Genomic DNA, 19,479 nt, shown 5'->3' on the forward strand with positions numbered 1-19,479 from the left:
TCCACCTAAATCATTATAGCAAATTTATCCCTGTTTAACGATTATTTTCCGATAAATAAATGCGGATTTTTGATCCTTGCTCTACTTTTGTTCCAGGACTAGGTGCTTGATCAATAATATAATCACCCTTTCCACTAGTTTCGATGGATAGGTTTGTCATGTATTCCGTTAATTCTTCTTTATCTAGTCCCACTAAGTCAGGAACTTCTACTTTCGGTTCTTCTGGCCACTGATATTCTTTGTCCAGTCCACCCTTACGAGGTTCGACTTCCATTGCCCTTAGGCTATCACCAATAATTGTACCAACAATTGGTGCTGCTACCACACCACCAAACTGGACCGTATCTTTCGGATTATCAACAGCTACATACACAACGATTTCAGGATCATCTGCTGGAGCAAAACCAATAAAGGATACCACATAGTTATTTTCCATATATCTACCATCTGGTCCAACTTTTTGTGCTGTACCTGTTTTCCCGCCAACTCGATAGCCATCAACATATGCAGGTCGTCCTGTTCCTTGTGCAACAACACTTTCTAAAGCATGACGTATCTCCTTGGAAGTCGATTCGGAAATAACTTTCTTTTTCATGGTAGGTTCCACTTTTTCGGTTGTCTTTTTTGTTTTAGGATCAATCCACTCTTCTGCAATATATGGTTCGTATAAATAGCCACCATTAACTGCAGCTGCTACCGCCATTACTTGCTGAATTGGAGTAACAGATACACCTTGTCCAAAAGCTGTAGTAGCCAATTCAACTGGTCCTACATTTTCTGGTTTAAACAGAATTCCATTCCCTTCTCCCTGCAAGTCAATTCCTGTCTTTTTACCGAATCCAAAACTATTGATATATGAAAATAGCTTCTCCTTTCCTAACATTTGACCAAGGCTTACAAAGCCAGGGTTACAAGAATTCTGGACAACTTCCAAATAACTTTGATGCCCATGACCACCGCTCTTCCAACAATGTAATTCGGTTCCTCCAACAGAGATGTCACCATCATCGTGAAAGTGATCATTTTCTAAATCTACGACTTTTTCCTCAAGAGCAGCAGCTAATGTAATAATTTTGAATGTGGAACCTGGTTCATACGTACTCCAGATCGGCAGGTTTCGATCAAACACATCGGAGTCTACTTCTTGATAATTCTCGGGATGAAAGTTTGGACGTGACGTCATACCAAGAATTCCCCCAGTTTTAGGATTTACGGCAATCGCAACTGCACCATCTGGATGATATTTGGACTCAGCTAGATCAAGTTCACGCTCCATAATAGTTTGTACTTTTGTGTTAATAGTTGTTTTGAGGTCTAGTCCATCCTTGGGAGGGCTGTATTCATCTGCTAATCTATCTAGACGTCTACCTTTCGCATCTGAGTAAAAGGAGAGACTGCCTTTATCTCCACTTAATTTATCATCATAAAATAACTCAAGACCCATTAATCCTTGATTATCAATGCCTGCAAATCCGATCACGTGGGAAAGGTCATCTCCGTATGGATAATGTCGCTTAGAATCTTTAGATAAATAGACACCATCCATATTCAATGTTCGAATAGCGGTTTCTTGTTTTTCATCTATTTTCCTGCCATCTGGATGTATGTTCACACTCGATGCATTTCGTGTAACATATTCATAAGCCTTATCATATGAAATGTCTAGAATATTGGACAAATTCTTTGCCGTTTCCTCAGGCTTATCAACTTGCCTCGGTACAACTACAACGGATGGAGCTGTTACATTTTCAGCAAGTACTTCACCATTACTGTCCAATATATTTCCTCTTTCAGGTTCAAATTCAATATCCCTTGTCCATAATTCATTGGCTTGTCCCATTAATTTATCGCCTATTACAAATTGCACATACCCTAAACGAATATCAATAACTGTAAATATTAATAAACCAATAAGAAAAACAGCGACTATCCGTTTTTTTGTCGTCACAGCAGATACACGTTTCATACTACATCTCCTTTTTATAGACATGCTTGTATCCACTATATGAACAATAAAATTGGATTAGAACACTGTTTCTCATCGCCACAAAATTATATTACTTGTGTTATTCCCCTGTATCTTCTTGATCTGATGAAGTGTTTTCCTGCTTTTCTTGATTCGGAGGTACTAATTCAATACCTAAATAGTCTTTAGGCTTTACAGGTGTACCTTCCTTTATATTCTGAGTAACAACATAGCCATTACCAAAGGTCTCTGTTTTCAATTCCAATAGATTTGCTAACTGTAATGCATCACGTAGCGACCAGCCCACGATGTTAGGCATCTTTGGTTTTTCAGTTATTAATAAAACATGATCATTTGGTAACACTTTTTCACCTTCTCTGACATTACTAGCTACAATTTCCCCTTGACCAGCTACCGTAACTTTCAACCCATGCTTTTTAAGCTCTTTCTCCATTTTACTAGCATCTTTTCCTACTAAGGTAGGGATGCTTACTTGTTTAACCTTGTTGGTCTTCTCTTTATCAGGATTAATATTCAAATAGTGAAGCCCATTCTCCATTACATTTTTAAAAATAAAAGATACTGGTGTCGAACCTGATTCCGTTGGCTCTAACTTGGGCTGCTTAACAGATACATACATCATTAACTCCGGATCATCGATGGGTGCCATGCCTAAGAAGGAAAAAACATGATTTTCTTTACCAGATAAATATCCTCCTTCAGGATTAGGAATCTGCGCTGTCCCTGTTTTACCTCCAACTGTATAATCATCCAGTTTATACTTTTTACCCGTCCCATCTTCTCCATTTACAACAGATTTCAAAAGCTCTAAAACTTGTTCAGCTGTCGCTTTAGAAATTGGTTTGCCAACTACATTTGGTGACTTCTCTTCGATTATTTCTCCAGAATTAGCGTCAACAATTTTTTTGATCACATAAGGCTGTAGCATTTTTCCATCATTTGCAATAGCTGTTGCAGCTTTCATTTGTTGAATTGGTGTTAGCGTACTACCTTGACCGAAAGAAGTACTTAACTTCTCACGCGGCCAATTATATAAAATTTCACCAGCTACCTCATTGGGTAAATCAATTTCCGTTTTTTTATCAAATTGAAAGGCCTTTAAGTATTCTAGATATTTGTCGGTACCAATTTTTTCCCATACAAGCTTAGAAGCTGCTACATTGGATGATCGTTGGAATCCCTTATCAAATGAGATTTTCCCCCAACCGTTACCTCCATTATGGTCACGCACAGGCTTTATTTGCTCATTGGGTTGGTAGCTACCTGACATATAAGGTTCACTACCATTATATACATTCTCTTCTATCGCTGCTGCCCAAGTAAACATTTTAACCGTTGAACCCGGTTCAAACGGTGTAGAAACAACGTCATTAAACCAATTTTCTACTTTTGGATCATTCGGATTATAGCTTGGTCGATTACTCATCGCCACAATTTCACCCGTTTTAGGATTCATTACAACAGCAGAAATGCGCTCAGGCTCATACTTTTCATCTGCCTGTGTAAGTGTATCCTCCAGTAAGGTTTGAATTTTCTGTTCGATCGTTAAATAAACATCATCTCCATCCTCAGGTTCAGTAACAACTTCTTCTGGATGCAAGAGCTTTTTATTATATTGATCACGCTGATAAGATATGCGCCCATCTTTACCGCTTAATAAATCATTCATTTCATGTTCAATGCCAGCTACACCTTTGATTTCTTGTTTCGTACCAGTTTTGTCTTTCTTATCAACTTCTGTTTCTCTTGCAAACCCAATAATTTGTGAAGCAAACATTCCATTTGGATAATAGCGAATTGCTTCTTCCTTGAAATTAATTCCAGGCAAATCTAAAGCTGCAATTTCATCTTTTTTCTGCTGAGATAATTCTTTACCGTTATTTCCAAACTCAACCTGAAATTTATTTTTTTCGATGCCAGCATTTAACTGTTCAAGCACTTCACTTTCTTTCATATCTAATAAAGGAGCCAGCAATTCCGCAGTTTTCTCCGGATCTTTTACATGCTTTGGCTCCTCTAAATCTTCGGAATAGGATTCATCTACAATGGCGTATAATCTATATGTAGGTCGATCATAAGCCAGCGTCATTCCATTACTATCGTATATTTTTCCTCTTTCTGCGGGTAATGTATAAGATGATGTTCGTTGTTTATCTGCCCATTCCTCCAATGATACTCCGTTTATTTCCTTTGTGGCTTGAATGTAGAGAAACCGTCCTGACAATGTAAGAAATGCACCTACGAAAAGGATTATAAAAATGCCTGCCATGAAGTGAGTCGCTTTATTTTTCCTCATAACCATGTTCCCCTTGATTCTAATTATTCATTTTCTGAGCTTGTTTCACTTTGGTATCTTGAATTTTTAGACCATTCTTTTCAGCTATATTTATAATTCTTTCCGGCCTACTCAACTCTTTCAACTCATAGCTAAGTTGATCATTAACAGCTTGTTGTAACTTGACTTTGCTTTCTAATTGTTGTAATTCTCGATTAACCGTATCCGTTGATGAAGAAAAAGAAACCATATACAATCCTGCTACAATTATACATACCCCAATTATGGAATAAATTAATTTTTCTCCTTTTGTAATCCAACCCTGCTTCTGCACTTTAACAGGTATGGATTGCTCCTTCTTCGGTGTCTGCTGCGGTCTAATTTGTTCCCATGATCTAGCATGATTTACACTCATTATTTTCTCCACCCTTCTTCATACCTAAAATGTGGTTTCCAATCAGATATTTTTTCAATAATACGCAGCTTAGCAGATCGTGATCTTCGGTTAACCTCCAACTCATGCTCATTAGCAATAATCGGTTTTCGGTTAACTAGCCGAAAAGGTGCTTCATTAGCTTCCGGTAAAATAGGCAAGTTTCTTGGTGTAGCCTTTGGTGTACTCCATTTTTTAAAAGCTTGTTTACAAAGTCTATCCTCTAATGAATGGAAGGTAATTACTGCAATTCTTCCACTAATGCCTACAACTCTTGCAGCTTGATGTAAGGCATCGTTAAACACACCTAACTCATCATTTACCGCAATTCGTAAGGCTTGAAATATCCTTTTAGCAGGATGTCCCCCTTTACGTCTAGCGGGTGCAGGAATACCTTCTTTAATAATTCCCACTAATTCATGTGTCGTGTCTATCGTTTTAGTTTTCCGATAGGCTTCTATTTTTCTGGCAATTTGTTTGGCGAATTTTTCTTCACCATATTTAAAGAAAATTTTCACCAAATCATTATACGACCAGTTATTTACGATCTCATAAGCGTTCAGATCTTTTGTTTGATCCATTCTCATATCAAGTATTGCATCATGCTGATAGCTAAAGCCTCTTTCTCCCCTGTCCAATTGAGGAGAAGATACACCTAAATCGAATAAAATCCCATCTACTTGGTCAATTTGATGCTCTTCTAGAGCTTCTTCTAGCCTGCTAAAATTAGAATGAACAAATAATATTCGATCTTTATATTCCGCTAATCGTTCTTTTGCAGCCTGTAATGCATCTAAATCTTGATCAAAAGCTATTAGTAATCCGTTTTCGCTTAATCTTGAGGCAATTTGCTCAGAATGCCCTCCACCCCCTACTGTACAATCAACATACGTACCAGTTGGCTTGATCTCCATTCCTTCAATTGTCTCTGTTCTTAAAACACTATAATGTTCAAACATTGAAACACCCATTTCTATCGTTTGCCGCCTTCATGATGTCAAATGTCCTCTCTAGTTGATTAGATATCGAAGTCCATTAGGTTCTCTGCAATTTCTGCAAAGGATTCTTCTGAGTCTGTCACGTACTCTTCCCAATTCTCATTCGCCCAGATTTCAATGCGATTTGAAACACCAATCACGACACATTCCTTTTCCAATGCAGCGTAACTGCGTAAATTCTGCGGAATATTTATTCTTCCCTGTTTATCAACTTCGCATTCAATTGCACCAGAAAAGAAAAATCGCGTGAATGCTCTGGCGTCCTTCTTAGTAAGTGGGAGTTTTTTTAACTTTTCCTCCAATAGTTTCCATTCGTCCATTGGATAAGCAAATAAACATTTATCTAGTCCACGGGTCACAACAAAGCTTTCCCCAAGCCCCTCACGAAACTTAGATGGAACAATCATTCTTCCTTTAGTATCAATGTTATGTTGGAATTCACCCATGAACATATAGTCCACCCCACCTTTGTATATCCAATATTACCACATTCCCCCACTATTCACCACTCATATTTAAAAAAACATAAAAAAAAAGCTGTTTATACAGCTAAAAGCTAACGGTAATAACAACGGAAAAAGCTGTCATATCAATATATGACAGCTTTTTTATACGATGGTGGTAATTAGTGGGAGAATAATTGCCTTTTTATACATAAATAATATAATGATCAGTTGTAAATTGATAGGAATGATTCATTAATTCACTTATAAAGCCTAAACCATACTTATTAATCCAAGGTAATACATTCCAAACACGCTCTTGTAAACCATTTTCTGGATGTAATACTATATTCATCAAATCAAATGCTTTTAATTCTTCCTCATGTTTTGATCGTAGTGCATTTATTAACTTACTCTCCAAAAAGGATACATCTGCTTTTAAAAATTGCAGATTCTTATTAGCTAAATCACCTAAATCGCTTCGCATATCAATCGCAACTTCCCTCAAAGGCAAATGCGCCCTTTCAACATCTTTTTTTACTTGTTCAGCAATTTCTTCAATAGCTGGCTGATTCTTCTGAGCGAACCAATGTTCTTTAAGGTGAACAGTGCCATGATTTATTGCGTCTTCAGCTGAAATTTGAAACTTGTGCATTGTTTTCTCTATATGACGTTCTACAATCGTTAAAGATAGCCTTGGTAAGACAGGTGGCATCTTTAACTGAACCGAATGAAAGGCAGATTTTAAAGAAGCCCAATAACCTATTTCTCCTGGTCCTCCGATAAATGCCAAGCTAGGAAATAAAAACTCTTGCATTAATGGACGAGTAACTACGTTGTTACTTAATAGATTTGGATTTTGATTAGCAATGTATACTAGCTCGTCAGTAGTAAGCACTACCTCATTTTGTTTCCCTTGCCAGTCACCATTTTCCATACGGCGTAATAAAATTCGCTCTCCATTTCTGTGAAAAAACAAGTGACCATCCGATTCTTCCACATCAAGAGATAGAGAATAATTTAATTCATTCAATTCCTTAATCGTTGCATGTACACCCTTACTGATCTCGGGCTGTTGTTTAATCATTTGCACAAAGTACTCTTTTTCCAGTTCACGTACGCGATCATCACCCGAGTCAATGAGTACGACACCTTCATTTGGAAAAAGGGCAAAAATTATTTGTGCAAAAAAATCAACATAGCTAGCAGAATCATTCAAGCAATGCTTCATTTGCTCATATAATTCTTTTGTATAGTTTGTTTCTTTTAGATCTTTAAATAACTGCTGTAACCAAATTGCACTTTGCTCTTTATTAATCTGCAAATCAGATAATGAAATTTTGTCCCAAACCTTATGTTGCACCTTATATTTTTGTAAATGCTGTTGTTGAGGAAGGTAAATATGATTTACTTCATCAAAATCATGGTCTTCTCCGGCGATCCAAAAAATAGGAATAACTGGAACACCGAGAATTTTTTCTTGTTCCCTAGCAAACTGTATAATTGAAATAATCTTATTTATCGTATACATTGGACCCGTCATTAATCCTGCTTGTTGTCCCCCAATTACAACCACACTGTCATCCGCTACTAACCGTTCTATATTTTCCAATGTAGATGGAGGAGCGTTCCAGCCTTGGTTCAATTCATGCAATACCTCACATAAACTTTCTCGTTGAAAAGAACGTTCCATTAGTTCATCATATCTTTTATCAAAACTGCCAAATGGAGCATAATCAAAAAAAGATTGAATTTGCTCGTCGTTATTTCTATAATCCTGTATTAATTTATTCCGTTTCTTCAAAACGATCGGGTCAATCCGCATAGATCCCATGCTCCTTTATATGTAATGTCCTTTTTGTATTGTACATAAAAAGAGCGTAAATTTCATGCGATCTGTTTTGCAAGGTACAGTTAGAAAAAAATTCGCTGAATAACTCCTAGTAAAACAAGTAAGGCATATAAAAAACCGAAAATCAAAAATGAAATCCGTAACATAATTTTAAAAGCCCTCGCAAAATTAACCTCCGTTTGCATACGCCACTGTAAAACAATAATGGTAGTGATGAGTACAAGCAAAAATGTAATTATAATGCCAATAACATTGAAATTAAAAATAATTGACCCTATTACACATACAGATAGGATGTAAAATATTGTTGTCCAATGAACTGCAACATGTAAAGCCTTTAAGGGGTGTATACCTGAAGAACGAGCAATGTAATACAATATCCCAGTAGCAAATAGTGGAACTGTTACTAACAATGCAATGAAATAGCTAAGTACATTAATCATTTATTACCATTTCCCCCGAACTGTTCATCGTTAAAAACGCTAAATAATTCTTTTATTTTCATATTGTTCCTTTTATATTATAATAAATATATAGAAAATCCAAAATAATTGTAACAAAGTAAATGACAGCAACGATATAGAGGGGGAACTTTTATGGAATCCGTGAAAGTGGAAAAACTCATGATCAATTACAAAACACTTGAAAAATTTAAACATTTCAAGGAATATGGCAATCAAGAATTATCAATGCTGGAAGACCTAGAAAATAATATGATCGAAAATCAAAATGACTCGCCATTCTACGGGATTTATGTTGGGGATAGTTTAATCGCCAGAATGAGCCTTTATAAAGTAAAGAAAAAATACGACTTTTATTTCGAACCACCTCAAGACTATCTAACACTCTGGAAGTTAGAAGTTTTACCTGAATATCAGGGAAAAGGGTATGGTAAAGTACTTGTTAATTTCGCTAAAAGTTATCAATTACCTATTAAAACGAATCCTCGTATTAACTCCCACGGCTTTTGGGAAAAAATGGGATTCCAAAAAGCGCATTATGAAATGGAAAGAGACTTAGGCGAAAATCCTTTAATATGGATGCCTGAAGGGGTAAAAGAGCAAGAAAGTTCAAATTAAATTGAAGCTAAAGACATGAATGTAAAATTGCATTCATGTCTTTTTATCTCGCATATAACTGGCATTAATACCCTCACTTCAAGCAATAAAGTAAAACCAATATGGTAAGTGCGGGATAAACAAAAACCCCCACTGATTGAAGTTTCACTTTATCTGAATTTGGCTTTTGTTTACATTATATAAAACATAAAAAAGGCTTTAAATTATCTACTTATGCGCTAGACAAATCAAGCGCAATGAGTTATCTGTTTTTATTACTTATCCTGTGAATCCGTTTTTACCCAACTCCATAATTTACCCATTTCTTCCCAAGCATTTTCATATCGCGTAAGTTTCTCTTTTAGATGCGCATTTTCCTTCTCTAAATGCTCCGCATATTCTTTATCATTCTTGATATCTTCTGTTTTTTGTGTTGAAAAATTGGATCTCATCTTTTCTAATAGCAGAATCGCAGTTTCTATCGTATCTCTTTCTTGAATTTTAGGCTCAGTAAAGCTCCATATATCCTTTCTATTGCCAAGCTTTCGTTCCTCTTTCGCTGTTTGAATTGCATCCTGATATTGTTTACGAATTGTCGCATTCCAACGAAATCCACATGCAGCTGAAGTTCTTGATAATTTTTTAGCTACCTCTTTAAAAGCTTCTAATTGTGTTTTTCCATCTCGTATATAGCGCAGGACCGTTTCTGCTAACAACACATCCTCATCTTTAGTCCATGCATCTTGTCGAGTTGCATTCATAACATCCCTCCTTATACATTTGCTATCAATGTATGCAAAAAATAGGAGTGATAGAATAAAGTATTATGTATTTTTAACAGTTTTTTTAATTATTGTACAAATAAAAGTAAAAATAGAGGGTGCGCTTATCTAGTGAAATCCTTTCCTATATAACAGGTTCCAGCTAACTTGGAGTGAAAATAGACAACCATAGATTCCATAACTACCTGTTGATTATATAAAAAACAGATCACAATTTGTGATCTGTTTGTAAGCTATGATTATACTTTATTAGTTACTTACTACTTCTTTCCCGTCATAATGTCCGCATGATTTACAAACATAATGTGGTTTTGTTAATTCACCACAATTTGAACATTCTACCATGCCAGGTACGTGTAATTTTTTATGAGTACGACGTTGATTTTTAACTTTTTTAGAAGTTCTTCTTTTAGGTACTGCCATGACTTACACCTCCTTCATAGAAGATAAGAAAACCGAGTAGAATGATGTTAGTCTTTCTTCTCGTCATCTTTCAACAATGATTCCAATTTCTTAAAACGCTTATCTATCGTCTTTTCTTTTTTTTCTTCTGAAATAAACTCCCAACCTTTCCCTTCTGTAGGGGACTTCATTTGGTCATTTGTTTCATCTGAAAATACTCGATACGGAACCTCTAATAGAATATTTTCCTTTATAAGCGGGGTTAAGTCAAGTACTTCCCCATCAATCGGATGTATTTCTTCTTCCGCTTCATCTTCAGTAACGTATGGTGCAGTAGTAAATACTTCATCTGCATGAATATCAAACGGATACGGGACATCTACTAGTGTTCGCGCACAAGGAAGTATCATCTCTCCACTAATCTCCAATGAAAAAATGATTTGGTCTCCTTGAAAAAAACACTGTCCATGAACACGAACTGGTTCAATTTGACGAATATCGTTATTCATTGTCTCCAGTTCAGAAACATTTACTTTTTCATCAAAAGTGAATGGTTCATTATAAGCACTTTTCTTTAATTGAGCTAATGCAAATTTCAATATAATCACCTCAAGGCAACAAGAGTAATTTTAAAAGAAAAAAAGACTTTTGTCAACATATTTTCTTTACAGAATACAAAACTAATTGATTAGCTATATCCTTTATATAGAGTGTTCCCGATCACTCCTATCACTAGTCATCATAACAGTAGACCAAATGCGAAATAATCTATTTTTTGATACAATAAAGTGACACTTTATTCAAAAGTGTACTACTTCTGAATGTTAGTTGAACCAATCGGGCTTCTACGGGCAATTTCCTCTACGTGTTATTACTTTTTCATCTAGATTTACTGCCCAGGTTACCGGTAATAAAGTGAAACTTTATTTGAACTAGGAGATGATGAAAATGGAAGCATGTGGGCTAGTAGTTGAATATAATCCATTTCATAACGGGCATGTATATCATATACAGGAAGCTCGAAAAATAAGTCAGGCAGAATGTATGATAGCCGTGATGAGTGGGTCCTTCCTACAAAGAGGAGAACCAGCAATTATGGATAAATTTTATCGTGCAAGAGCGGCCCTAAGCAAGGGAATTGATTTAGTAGTTGAGTTACCATATCCATTCGCTGTGCAAAGCAGTGATTTATTTGCTAAGGGAGCAGTTTTAACCTTAAGCGAATTAGGTGTATCTAGCTTATGCTTTGGTAGTGAATCAGGCAATATTGACAATTTTATAAACAGTTATCACAGATTAAAAACAAATCAACAAGACTATCAAAACGTTCTTAGAGACCAGTTAAATTCCGGAATATCTTTTCCAGAAGCTAGTAAAGCAGCATACCGTCATATTAGCTTATCTACTGATGAAATGGATTTAACCAAACCAAATAATATTCTAGGGTTTAGTTATGTAAAAACCATTATGGATCATAATCTCCCGATTAGACCATTAACTGTCCAACGCTCCCAAAGTGGTTACCATGATGAAACAATTTCAGGATCAATTGCCAGTGCAACCAGTATACGAAAAACTCTAACAGAAAGAAACACGATCACACATGAAATTAGCAACTCTATTCCTGATACAACAAAAATGGAATTAGAAAATTATAATCAACGCGCTGGAACTTGGCATGTTTGGGAAAATTATTTTCCATTTCTACACTATCGTGTAACAACTATGTCGCTACAGGAACTTTCTATGATTCAAGGTGTAGATGAAGGGCTTGAACATCGATTAAAAAAAGCTGCTAGGAGTGTTCATTCATTTGGAGAATGGATGCAGACGCTAAAAACAAAGCGTTACACATGGACACGATTACAACGTATGTTCGTACATATATTGACGAATACCAAAAAGAAAGAAATCGACATCTTATGTAATCCATCCAAGATGGCTTACGTTCGTGTACTTGGATTTAATAAAACGGGGCAAGCTTATATTCATCAACAGAAGAAGAAAATAGATGTTCCTCTTATTCAGAAGTTGGGTCGTACCATGCATCCGATGTTAGAAATGGAAGAAAGAGCAAGTGATGCCTATTATAGTATTCTTGCTCCAGATGTAAAATTAGCTCTACGTAATCAAGAAATCCAACCACCGATTAAAATATTATAATAGCATTAAAAAACAAGACCTATCCTCTAAAAAATCTAGGTCTTGTTTTTTATTTACTTCAACTGCTGTAAATAATCAAGCGCATCTTCAAATGTATCAACAGGGACTATTTTCATATCTGTTTCTATTTCCGCTGCCTTTTTACGTGCGATTTCATAATTTGTCTCACCATTACCTGCCTCGTTTGGAGCAAAAAAGATATCCGCACCTTCTTTATCAGCAGCAACCACTTTTTTATCGATTCCCCCGATTCGATGTACGTTACCGTCATAGTCTATTTCGCCCGTACCTGCGATTTCATAACCCTTCGTCAAATCCTCTTCCGTTAATTGATCATAAATTTCCAAAGAGAACATGAGTCCTGCACTAGGACCACCTATCTTCCCGCTAGAAAAATGTACTTGAGGGTTTACTGAAACCGCACGATCAGTTACTAATCGAATACCTATTCCAGGCTTATTACCTAAATCAGCTAATGATTCGAGTGTAATCTTTACAGACATCTCTTTTTCGTCACGAACGAAATCTACAGTAATTGTTTCGTTAGCCTTTTTTTCTTCTACGTAATGAATTAAATCATTCGCTTCTTTAATCTCCTCTCCATCAATTCCAATAATTCGATCTCCCATTTGTAATTTCCCATCAGCAGGCATATTTTCAACAATTGAAACAACGTATACGCCATTGTAATCGATTGATATATCTTGATGTGCAGCTTTATATGCAACTACAGTCGATGCTTCTTGTGAATTTTCCATCATTTGCAATTGAGCATGCATATACTCATCATCTGTTATACCATCGGGGAAAACTTCTTCAATAGGAACTATTTGATGATGAGGTAGCACCTTTGCCAATATGTATTGTACTGGTGTAGCTTGTCCGCCACTAACTGTAACAAGATGCATATCTCCCTTACTTTCATAACCTTCTTCTACTTCAACAATTGGATTGAGCGCATCTGCACCACCAGGCTTATAAATATAAAATGGAAGCTGATATGCCGCTAAAAAATAAACAGCAACTATCATTAGAAGTAAGCTAGCCAAGTATTTTTTTGTCATTTCTTTACCCTCCACTATGTTCCACTAACACCATCTGTTTTAAAAGTGTATGGCATAAATTCGCTAGGTATGTGCGTATATTTATATAGACTTGTACATCGCATTAGGAGAACGCGCTTTCTCCTAATGATATTCCAATTCTACTACTATCATACGAATAAGTACAGAGCAAGGCTAACAATTAGGAGGCGCAACATTGTCACAAATAGTTAAAACAATCCTTCTTTCTGGGACAACGGCATTTATCGCATTTTCACTAATACAATTTTCAGATCAAACATTTGAAGCCAGTATCCGTGGCTTAAGTATTTGGTGGGAAGTGGTATTCCCATCACTATTACCTTTTTTTATAACTGCTGAACTACTAATCAGTTTTGGTGTCGTGAAATTTATTGGCGTACTATTTGAACCAATCATGCGCCCTTTATTTAATATTCCAGGTGTTGGAAGCTTTGGATGGATTATGGGGATGGCAAGTGGTTATCCTACTGGCGCCAAAATCGCAAGTAGACTAAGAGAAGAAAAACAATTAACACAAATTGAAGCTGAAAGATTAGTTTCATTTACTAATGCCTCCAGCCCATTATTTATTTTTGCAGCAGTATCTGTTGGTTTTTTCCACGATACAAAACTAGGAATATTACTAGCTGCTTGTCATTATATTAGTAATGCATTTGTTGGTATTTGTATGCGATTCTATGGAAAAAACAAAGAAAAACAAGATATGATGAGAAGGGAAGTTCGTGGGAGAGTATCAATCGTTAAAGCATTTAAAGATATGCATGAAACAAGATTAATGGACAATCGACCATTAGGAGAAATTCTCGGAGATGCTGTCCTTCATTCTGTTAAAACACTAGTAATGGTTGGTGGATTTATCATTTTATTTTCTGTGCTTACAAAGTTATTCTTTTTAACTGGTATATCCACATTCATATCTGTATTTTTCCAACATATTTTACAATTATTTTCTATGTCTCCCGAATTTGGTTTACCTCTATTATCTGGACTTTTCGAGATAACAATTGGTGCGCAGAGCATTTCAGGAATAACAAGTGATACGCTTCTAACAAAAGCTATCTTAGTAAGTTTTATTTTAGGTTTTAATGGTTTGTCGGTTCAAGCACAAGTTGCGAGCATACTTGCAAAAACAGATATTCGTTTTGCGCCTTATTTTTTTGCTAGAATTCTTCATGGAATGATTGCTGCCATCCTTACTATCGTCCTTTATAAACCGTTATATTTGAATAAACAAGCATTTGATTCCGATCATATCGCTGTATCGCAAGCCGTTCATGAAAATATTTGGAATAAGGTATTGGAGAAAATAATAACATATGGTCCAATCATTACCATCATTTCCCTAGGAATTTCTATTATTATAATTGCTATTCGACTAAATGCTGCAAAATAAAGCGATGGTTAGCTGTATAAATAAAAGCGCAAGCGCTCGATTAGAAACGCAGCGACTGGAGCGAGTCAACGGAGATAGAGGATTCACGCCGATGATGACTTAGATTAGGGCGATTCATGGGCGCTGGGAGCTGAACGCAGCTTAACACGCCCATAATTATCCAGATGGGCAAATTTTATAATTTCCTAGACTATAAAAAGAGGCTGGGACAAAACACAACTTCTTTTACTCAAAATACGAATAATCATGTTATCAATAGAAGTATCATCGCCACACCGTGAAACTATACGCGCTTTCCGCGGGAACGGTCTCAGCTAACTTGGTAAAGAAAAACAAGTTACTAAGTGGATCTTCGGACTCGTGCTGTTCCCGCCGGAGTCTCGCTTATTTCAGGTGCTAAATGAATAATTCTAATCAAAAAACGAACGATAATTAATTTCAACTAATTATTGTTCGTTTTTTATTGCTTCTTCATTCTTTTGTCCATTAATTATACTTTTGCTCTAATGCTGCTTCTACAACATTAGGAACTAGATCACTAACATTCGCTTTATACTTCGCAACTTCTTTCACGATACTTGAGCTTAAAAATGAATATTGGTTATTTGTCATCATAAAAAAAGTCTCGATATCTTCATTTAATTTCCGGTTCATCGAAGTAATTTGCATCTCATACTCAAAATCACTTACAGCTCGAAGACCACGAATAATTGCCTGCGCATTTTTTGACCTTGCATAATCCATTAATAGACCATTTGATGAATCAATAGATACATTTGGTAAATCTGCTGTACATTGTTCCAATAAGTTGATACGTTCTTCTACATTAAATAAAGGGGCCTTTGATTGATTATTGAATACGGCTACAATAACCTGATCAAAGATCTTTGCTCCTCGTTGTATGATATCTAAGTGTCCATACGTCACAGGATCGAAACTGCCCGGACATATCGCCAATCTAGTCAAGATAAGCGCTCCCTTCCTCATTCATTTTATAAATGGTGATTCCTATCGTACCACCATAATGGGTTTGTTTTACTACGTTTAAATATGGGTGATCCGATGGCAGTTTTTCAGACATGTCATGCTCACAATATATCCAAGCACCTTGTTTTATAAGCCGAAGTTGAATCATTTCGTTGATTAACTCTTCATAGTTTACCTTTCCATAAGGAGGATCGAGTAAAACGAGTTGAAAATCCAGTTCACGTTTAGCTGCGGCGTGAATTGCACGAAATGCATCTGCGCGGAAAATTTCCACTCTATTTTCCAACTTCAGTTGTTTACTATTTTCATTAATGGTATGTACTGCCTTTGGGTGTTTGTCTACGAATACAACCTTCTCCACACCGCGGCTTAATGCTTCAAATCCAAGCGAGCCGCTACCTGCAAAGAGATCTAATGCATTCCCACCCTGAAAAAATGGACCAATCACTTGAAAAACTGCTTCCTTTACTTTATCAGTTGTTGGCCTAGTTGTCTTCCCTGGTACAGCTTTTAGCTGCCTTCCCTTATACTCACCAGCTATTATACGCATTATTCCACCTCGATTTTACCCTATTCGACATTTATCCTACCACAAAAGTATGAAAACGAAAACAAGAATTCATTGAAAAAATTTTTTAGCTAGGTGTATATTATCCTTATGATCGACCATACTAACATAATGAGACAGCTAAAGGTTAGCTTGGTTGTTTCAAAACACGGAGAAGACTTACTCTTCCCCATAAGTTCTTCTTCCGGTTTCTCCTCTCCCTTTGCCTTTTTGTTTTCTAACAAGAAAACAAAGGGACCTGTAGAATCATTTCTGCAGGTTTTTTCTTTTGTATAAGAGAATTGTTTCAAACGAAAAGCTGCGAACAATCAATTCGCAGCTTTTCCGTCATATCCCCATTTTATAATCATATTGTTTAGCCTTATCTGGTTTCGCATTTTCAAAATCAATTCGAACAAAAGGCTTGTAGGAGCGCTCAACCTTAGAAACAAAAGAAAGCCTTAATAATTTTTCTTCTACTTTTTCTATTTCCTCTTGATCGACATATAATACAGCATATTTCATTTTCTTTGAACTGTATAAAAAATGACCATGGCGCTTAATTTGCTTTAGATTCTTCATATGTTGAAACCAGACCACAATTCCTTGACGTTTTGTTCGCATAAGTTACCTCGCTAAAAATAATATACTTTTTCCATCATTTAAGATGCACATCCACATCCGCCACCGCTACCACAACCACATCCACTATCGGATAATGCAGCACCATCTTGTGGGGCTTTGACTTGCTCACTTACACTATGAGCAACATAATTACTAATTTCATCCAGCAATTTTTGTAGATTACGTTCAGCTATCTTAAAGGAAGCAACTTTATCATTCATGTCCATCTCCCTTTTTACTCTTCGAACTTCTTTCATAATCGCATTATAATCTGGATGATATCTACCGAAACGTTGAACATCTTCATAATGACTTTTTATATCTATAAATGCTTGTATAAGCCGTTGTGCATGTTGGTCCTCATCAAGTTCCTGCTGAGATCGATTATAGGCTTCCATAACGTCTGAGTCTAAAATCATTCTACCAAGCTGCTCAGACCGATCTAGAATATCTACATATTCCATTGTCGCAATCATCCTATCCACCTCCATCCTTATCTTATCACTTTTCCTGCTTTCTGAAAATAATTAATCCTTCATCGCTCCAGCAAACTGCATTAACATTCCCACCATTTGAATGTGATTATTTACTTTCTCTACCTGCTGAGGAAATGTTTTTCCATAGAAGCGTTTGGACTCCTTTCTCATGTCTTCGATAAGATTAGGATCTCGTGATAAATATCGATACCAGATAGGATTAAGTCTAACAAATCGTAATAATTCAGGATTTTGTCGTAAGTAGTTATAGGAATTCGGATCCATATTTTCACTCCTTAGTCGCGAAACCATCCCATTCTTTCATTTGGTTGTTGTGAAGAAGTGCTTTTATTTTGTTGAAATTGTCCAATAAGTTCTTGTATCGTCGTAATGGAGTCACTAAACTGTTCAATTTGCTTTTGAATTTTTTCTAGATCCATTGATTCTGTCATTTTCATTAACTGACTGAATAGCTCTGAATTTTTTTCCTTTTTTGCTTTTTCTTTTTGGGTTTTTGTTTGCGATTTATCACCCTTATATTTTTCCCAAAAAGGGTCATCTTCACCTAGTAATACCCATTTTTCATATGTTTCCTGCCATGGTCTACCACTTTTTCTTATATGCTCAATCAGCTTGGGATGTTCGTTGATAAATTGCTTAAATTCAAGGACTGAAGGGTGTAGTTTCTGGTCACTCATCCTCATCACCTCTTTTAATACATAGTCATATGCACTATTTATTCTATGCATAGGCATGATAGATGTGATTCAAAATCAGCAAGCGAAGCATTATAAATCTTCGCTTGCTTACAATTAGAACGCTTTTGCTAAGAAATTTTGTGTATAATATAAGCGGTAAACGCCTACCCCTAGGTGGGTATAATCATCACTCAGCAATGCCTTTCGATGCCCTTCACTATTCAACCATCCTTCCATAGCAGCTGCAGCATCTGGATATTGCGCGGCAATGTTCTCACCTGCTGATACGAATGAAACCTTCCCTTCATCTAACCGATCTTTTAAACCTCTTCCATCTAAACTAGAATGGGAAAAATAATTATTATCTGACATATCTTTACTATGCAGAAATGCTACTTCACCTACAGATTTTTCCCATTTTAACGTTGTTTTCCCTTGCTTATGTCGCATCACATTTGTTATATCAAAAATCTGTTGTTCCATACCTTCCTCTACCTTTGCCCATTGTTCGTTTGTTAAATCGGGCTGCTCAGGCAAATTCCCTCGGTACTGAAGCTCATAAGGCTGATGCTTTAATAACGTTTCCGCTTCTAACACTCGTACAGAGGATAATGTATTCGTAAATGTATCGAAATAGAGTTGCATAAAGACAGAATCGGATAATTTTACGAGTGGCCGCATTTTTTTATCTTCATCTTTAAGCATAAACGTATATGAAGTTAATCCATTTCGATAAGTTACTTCATCTGAAAAATTAAACTGTTTGCTTATGTTTTCATAAGACTCGCCCAGTGTAACAGGCTTTATGTTAATATTATTTCCAGTTGCATAGATTGTTTGAATTTTATCATCTGCCACCCCAAATTGCACATAGGTTTCTTTTTGATCCGTATAAACCCACCAAGTGTATCCGTAAGCACTTGGATCTTTTCTAGTAGGTTTTCCCATGCTTTGAATTAATGCATCGGTTGATTTACCAAACCATTGAAAAAGTTCACCTGCTAATGGAATTTCTTCCTTTTTCTCAGGTACAACTTTTGTTTTAAGTAATTGTTGCTTTTCTTTTACCGAATCACTAATTGATTCTATTGTTGCTTCCGGAGACATATCATTTTGCTCCAAGAAATAGAATCCTACTACCGCTAATAGAGATAAAAGTATGATGCTTTTAATAAATCGCATTATATAGTCTCCTTTTACGTTTTATGGTATATATATGATTCTAATATATAAATCATGCTATCTTCTCTATTATTTTAATGGTAATCATATAAAA

21 protein-coding genes are annotated in these 19,479 nt (G+C 36.0%); 3 read left to right on the forward strand and 18 right to left on the reverse strand.

The features are described 5' to 3' along the window. Positions 1–34: 34 nt before the first annotated feature. The 7 genes from JUJ52_RS06430 to JUJ52_RS06460 form a co-directional block, all read right to left on the reverse strand. Positions 35–1,966: a stage V sporulation protein D gene (locus JUJ52_RS06430; protein WP_205388503.1), complete on the reverse strand. Its 1,932-nt coding sequence runs from the start codon at positions 1,964–1,966 to the stop codon at positions 35–37. A gap of 100 nt (positions 1,967–2,066) precedes the next feature. Continuing rightward, positions 2,067–4,283, reverse strand: a complete 2,217-nt coding sequence (locus JUJ52_RS06435) for a penicillin-binding protein (RefSeq protein WP_121605048.1) — start codon at positions 4,281–4,283, stop codon at positions 2,067–2,069. Positions 4,284–4,302: 19 nt separating this feature from the next. Next, positions 4,303–4,677 (reverse strand): cell division protein FtsL, encoded by a 375-nt coding sequence (gene ftsL / locus JUJ52_RS06440; RefSeq protein WP_026680799.1) that lies wholly within the window; start codon positions 4,675–4,677, stop codon positions 4,303–4,305. Beyond that, entirely contained in the window at positions 4,677–5,654 is a 978-nt protein-coding gene (gene rsmH / locus JUJ52_RS06445) for a 16S rRNA (cytosine(1402)-N(4))-methyltransferase RsmH (protein ID WP_026680798.1), read from the reverse strand. Before rsmH ends, ftsL begins: the two co-directional genes overlap by 1 nt. A 59-nt stretch (positions 5,655–5,713) precedes the next feature. Continuing rightward, on the reverse strand, positions 5,714–6,145 hold the full coding sequence (gene mraZ / locus JUJ52_RS06450; RefSeq protein WP_026680797.1) for a division/cell wall cluster transcriptional repressor MraZ: 432 nt from the start codon (positions 6,143–6,145) through the stop codon (positions 5,714–5,716). Between the two features lie 196 nt (positions 6,146–6,341). After that, the gene (bshC, locus tag JUJ52_RS06455; protein WP_026680796.1) at positions 6,342–7,961 is read right to left on the reverse strand and encodes a bacillithiol biosynthesis cysteine-adding enzyme BshC; all 1,620 of its coding nucleotides are present in this window, start codon (positions 7,959–7,961) and stop codon (positions 6,342–6,344) included. 89 nt (positions 7,962–8,050) lie between these two features. Further along, positions 8,051–8,431 carry a DUF3397 domain-containing protein gene (locus JUJ52_RS06460; RefSeq protein ID WP_026680795.1) on the reverse strand — a complete coding sequence of 127 codons (381 nt, stop codon included), beginning with the start codon at positions 8,429–8,431 and terminating at the stop codon, positions 8,051–8,053. Positions 8,432–8,584: 153 nt separating this feature from the next. Here JUJ52_RS06460 and JUJ52_RS06465 point away from each other — a divergent pair, with 153 nt between their 5' ends. Further along, positions 8,585–9,067, forward strand: a complete 483-nt coding sequence (locus JUJ52_RS06465) for an N-acetyltransferase (RefSeq protein WP_026680794.1) — start codon at positions 8,585–8,587, stop codon at positions 9,065–9,067. A 254-nt stretch (positions 9,068–9,321) separates the two neighbouring features. Here the strand turns inward: JUJ52_RS06465 and JUJ52_RS06470 are convergent, their stop codons facing one another. The 3 genes from JUJ52_RS06470 to JUJ52_RS06480 form a co-directional block, all read right to left on the reverse strand. Next, complete coding sequence (locus JUJ52_RS06470) at positions 9,322–9,807, reverse strand: RsfA family transcriptional regulator (protein WP_026680793.1); 486 nt, start codon at positions 9,805–9,807, stop codon at positions 9,322–9,324. Between the two features lie 270 nt (positions 9,808–10,077). Beyond that, positions 10,078–10,251: a 50S ribosomal protein L32 gene (rpmF, locus tag JUJ52_RS06475; protein WP_026680792.1), complete on the reverse strand. Its 174-nt coding sequence runs from the start codon at positions 10,249–10,251 to the stop codon at positions 10,078–10,080. Positions 10,252–10,298: 47 nt separating this feature from the next. After that, the gene (locus JUJ52_RS06480) at positions 10,299–10,829 is read right to left on the reverse strand and encodes a YceD family protein (RefSeq protein WP_026680791.1); all 531 of its coding nucleotides are present in this window, start codon (positions 10,827–10,829) and stop codon (positions 10,299–10,301) included. Between the two features lie 349 nt (positions 10,830–11,178). Here JUJ52_RS06480 and JUJ52_RS06485 point away from each other — a divergent pair, with 349 nt between their 5' ends. Then, positions 11,179–12,393, forward strand: coding sequence for a nucleotidyltransferase (locus tag JUJ52_RS06485; protein ID WP_166530037.1), 1,215 nt, complete (start codon positions 11,179–11,181; stop codon positions 12,391–12,393). A 53-nt stretch (positions 12,394–12,446) separates the two neighbouring features. Here JUJ52_RS06485 and JUJ52_RS06490 read toward each other — a convergent pair whose 3' ends face one another. Continuing rightward, positions 12,447–13,457, reverse strand: coding sequence for a SepM family pheromone-processing serine protease (locus JUJ52_RS06490; RefSeq protein WP_026680789.1), 1,011 nt, complete (start codon positions 13,455–13,457; stop codon positions 12,447–12,449). A 196-nt stretch (positions 13,458–13,653) separates the two neighbouring features. On the opposite strand from JUJ52_RS06490, the gene ylbJ reads away from it, so the two are divergent. Beyond that, complete coding sequence (gene ylbJ, locus JUJ52_RS06495; RefSeq protein ID WP_026680788.1) at positions 13,654–14,871, forward strand: sporulation integral membrane protein YlbJ; 1,218 nt, start codon at positions 13,654–13,656, stop codon at positions 14,869–14,871. Between the two features lie 486 nt (positions 14,872–15,357). Here ylbJ and coaD read toward each other — a convergent pair whose 3' ends face one another. From coaD to JUJ52_RS06530, 7 genes are all read right to left on the reverse strand, one after another. Beyond that, positions 15,358–15,837, reverse strand: coding sequence for a pantetheine-phosphate adenylyltransferase (coaD, locus tag JUJ52_RS06500; RefSeq protein ID WP_121605044.1), 480 nt, complete (start codon positions 15,835–15,837; stop codon positions 15,358–15,360). Continuing rightward, positions 15,830–16,408 (reverse strand): 16S rRNA (guanine(966)-N(2))-methyltransferase RsmD, encoded by a 579-nt coding sequence (gene rsmD, locus JUJ52_RS06505; RefSeq protein ID WP_026680786.1) that lies wholly within the window; start codon positions 16,406–16,408, stop codon positions 15,830–15,832. Before rsmD ends, coaD begins: the two co-directional genes overlap by 8 nt. A gap of 345 nt (positions 16,409–16,753) precedes the next feature. After that, positions 16,754–17,029: a YlbG family protein gene (locus JUJ52_RS06510; protein WP_026680785.1), complete on the reverse strand. Its 276-nt coding sequence runs from the start codon at positions 17,027–17,029 to the stop codon at positions 16,754–16,756. 38 nt (positions 17,030–17,067) lie between these two features. Further along, positions 17,068–17,505, reverse strand: a complete 438-nt coding sequence (locus JUJ52_RS06515) for a YlbF/YmcA family competence regulator (protein WP_026680784.1) — start codon at positions 17,503–17,505, stop codon at positions 17,068–17,070. A 51-nt stretch (positions 17,506–17,556) separates the two neighbouring features. Then, complete coding sequence (locus tag JUJ52_RS06520) at positions 17,557–17,790, reverse strand: YlbE-like family protein (RefSeq protein ID WP_026680783.1); 234 nt, start codon at positions 17,788–17,790, stop codon at positions 17,557–17,559. A gap of 11 nt (positions 17,791–17,801) precedes the next feature. Beyond that, positions 17,802–18,203 (reverse strand): YlbD family protein, encoded by a 402-nt coding sequence (ylbD, locus tag JUJ52_RS06525; protein ID WP_026680782.1) that lies wholly within the window; start codon positions 18,201–18,203, stop codon positions 17,802–17,804. A gap of 114 nt (positions 18,204–18,317) precedes the next feature. Then, positions 18,318–19,385, reverse strand: a complete 1,068-nt coding sequence (locus JUJ52_RS06530; protein ID WP_121605043.1) for a CAP domain-containing protein — start codon at positions 19,383–19,385, stop codon at positions 18,318–18,320. Positions 19,386–19,479 lie beyond the last annotated feature (94 nt).

It is taken from the genome of Virgibacillus sp. AGTR, from assembly GCF_016919725.2.
Taxonomy (GTDB): Bacteria; Bacillota; Bacilli; order Bacillales; family Amphibacillaceae; genus Virgibacillus; species Virgibacillus salarius.

Excerpts from the sequence above, each read along its gene's own strand:
- mraZ (WP_026680797.1), bottom strand. The coding sequence starts at position 6,145 with ATGTTCATGGGTGAATTCCAACATAACATTGATACTAAAGGAAGAATG.
- JUJ52_RS06460 (WP_026680795.1), bottom strand. The coding sequence starts at position 8,431 with ATGATTAATGTACTTAGCTATTTCATTGCATTGTTAGTAACAGTTCCA.
- ylbD (WP_026680782.1), bottom strand. The coding sequence starts at position 18,203 with ATGAGTGACCAGAAACTACACCCTTCAGTCCTTGAATTTAAGCAATTT.
- ftsL (WP_026680799.1), bottom strand. The coding sequence starts at position 4,677 with ATGAGTGTAAATCATGCTAGATCATGGGAACAAATTAGACCGCAGCAG.
- rsmD (WP_026680786.1), bottom strand. The coding sequence starts at position 16,408 with ATGCGTATAATAGCTGGTGAGTATAAGGGAAGGCAGCTAAAAGCTGTA.
- JUJ52_RS06465 (WP_026680794.1), top strand. The coding sequence starts at position 8,585 with ATGGAATCCGTGAAAGTGGAAAAACTCATGATCAATTACAAAACACTT.
- JUJ52_RS06470 (WP_026680793.1), bottom strand. The coding sequence starts at position 9,807 with ATGAATGCAACTCGACAAGATGCATGGACTAAAGATGAGGATGTGTTG.
- JUJ52_RS06435 (WP_121605048.1), bottom strand. The coding sequence starts at position 4,283 with ATGAGGAAAAATAAAGCGACTCACTTCATGGCAGGCATTTTTATAATC.
- JUJ52_RS06490 (WP_026680789.1), bottom strand. The coding sequence starts at position 13,457 with ATGACAAAAAAATACTTGGCTAGCTTACTTCTAATGATAGTTGCTGTT.
- JUJ52_RS06520 (WP_026680783.1), bottom strand. The coding sequence starts at position 17,790 with ATGGATCCGAATTCCTATAACTACTTACGACAAAATCCTGAATTATTA.
- JUJ52_RS06510 (WP_026680785.1), bottom strand. The coding sequence starts at position 17,029 with ATGCGAACAAAACGTCAAGGAATTGTGGTCTGGTTTCAACATATGAAG.
- bshC (WP_026680796.1), bottom strand. The coding sequence starts at position 7,961 with ATGCGGATTGACCCGATCGTTTTGAAGAAACGGAATAAATTAATACAG.
- JUJ52_RS06485 (WP_166530037.1), top strand. The coding sequence starts at position 11,179 with ATGGAAGCATGTGGGCTAGTAGTTGAATATAATCCATTTCATAACGGG.
- JUJ52_RS06515 (WP_026680784.1), bottom strand. The coding sequence starts at position 17,505 with ATGATTGCGACAATGGAATATGTAGATATTCTAGATCGGTCTGAGCAG.
- rsmH (WP_026680798.1), bottom strand. The coding sequence starts at position 5,654 with ATGTTTGAACATTATAGTGTTTTAAGAACAGAGACAATTGAAGGAATG.
- rpmF (WP_026680792.1), bottom strand. The coding sequence starts at position 10,251 with ATGGCAGTACCTAAAAGAAGAACTTCTAAAAAAGTTAAAAATCAACGT.
- JUJ52_RS06430 (WP_205388503.1), bottom strand. The coding sequence starts at position 1,966 with ATGAAACGTGTATCTGCTGTGACGACAAAAAAACGGATAGTCGCTGTT.
- JUJ52_RS06530 (WP_121605043.1), bottom strand. The coding sequence starts at position 19,385 with ATGCGATTTATTAAAAGCATCATACTTTTATCTCTATTAGCGGTAGTA.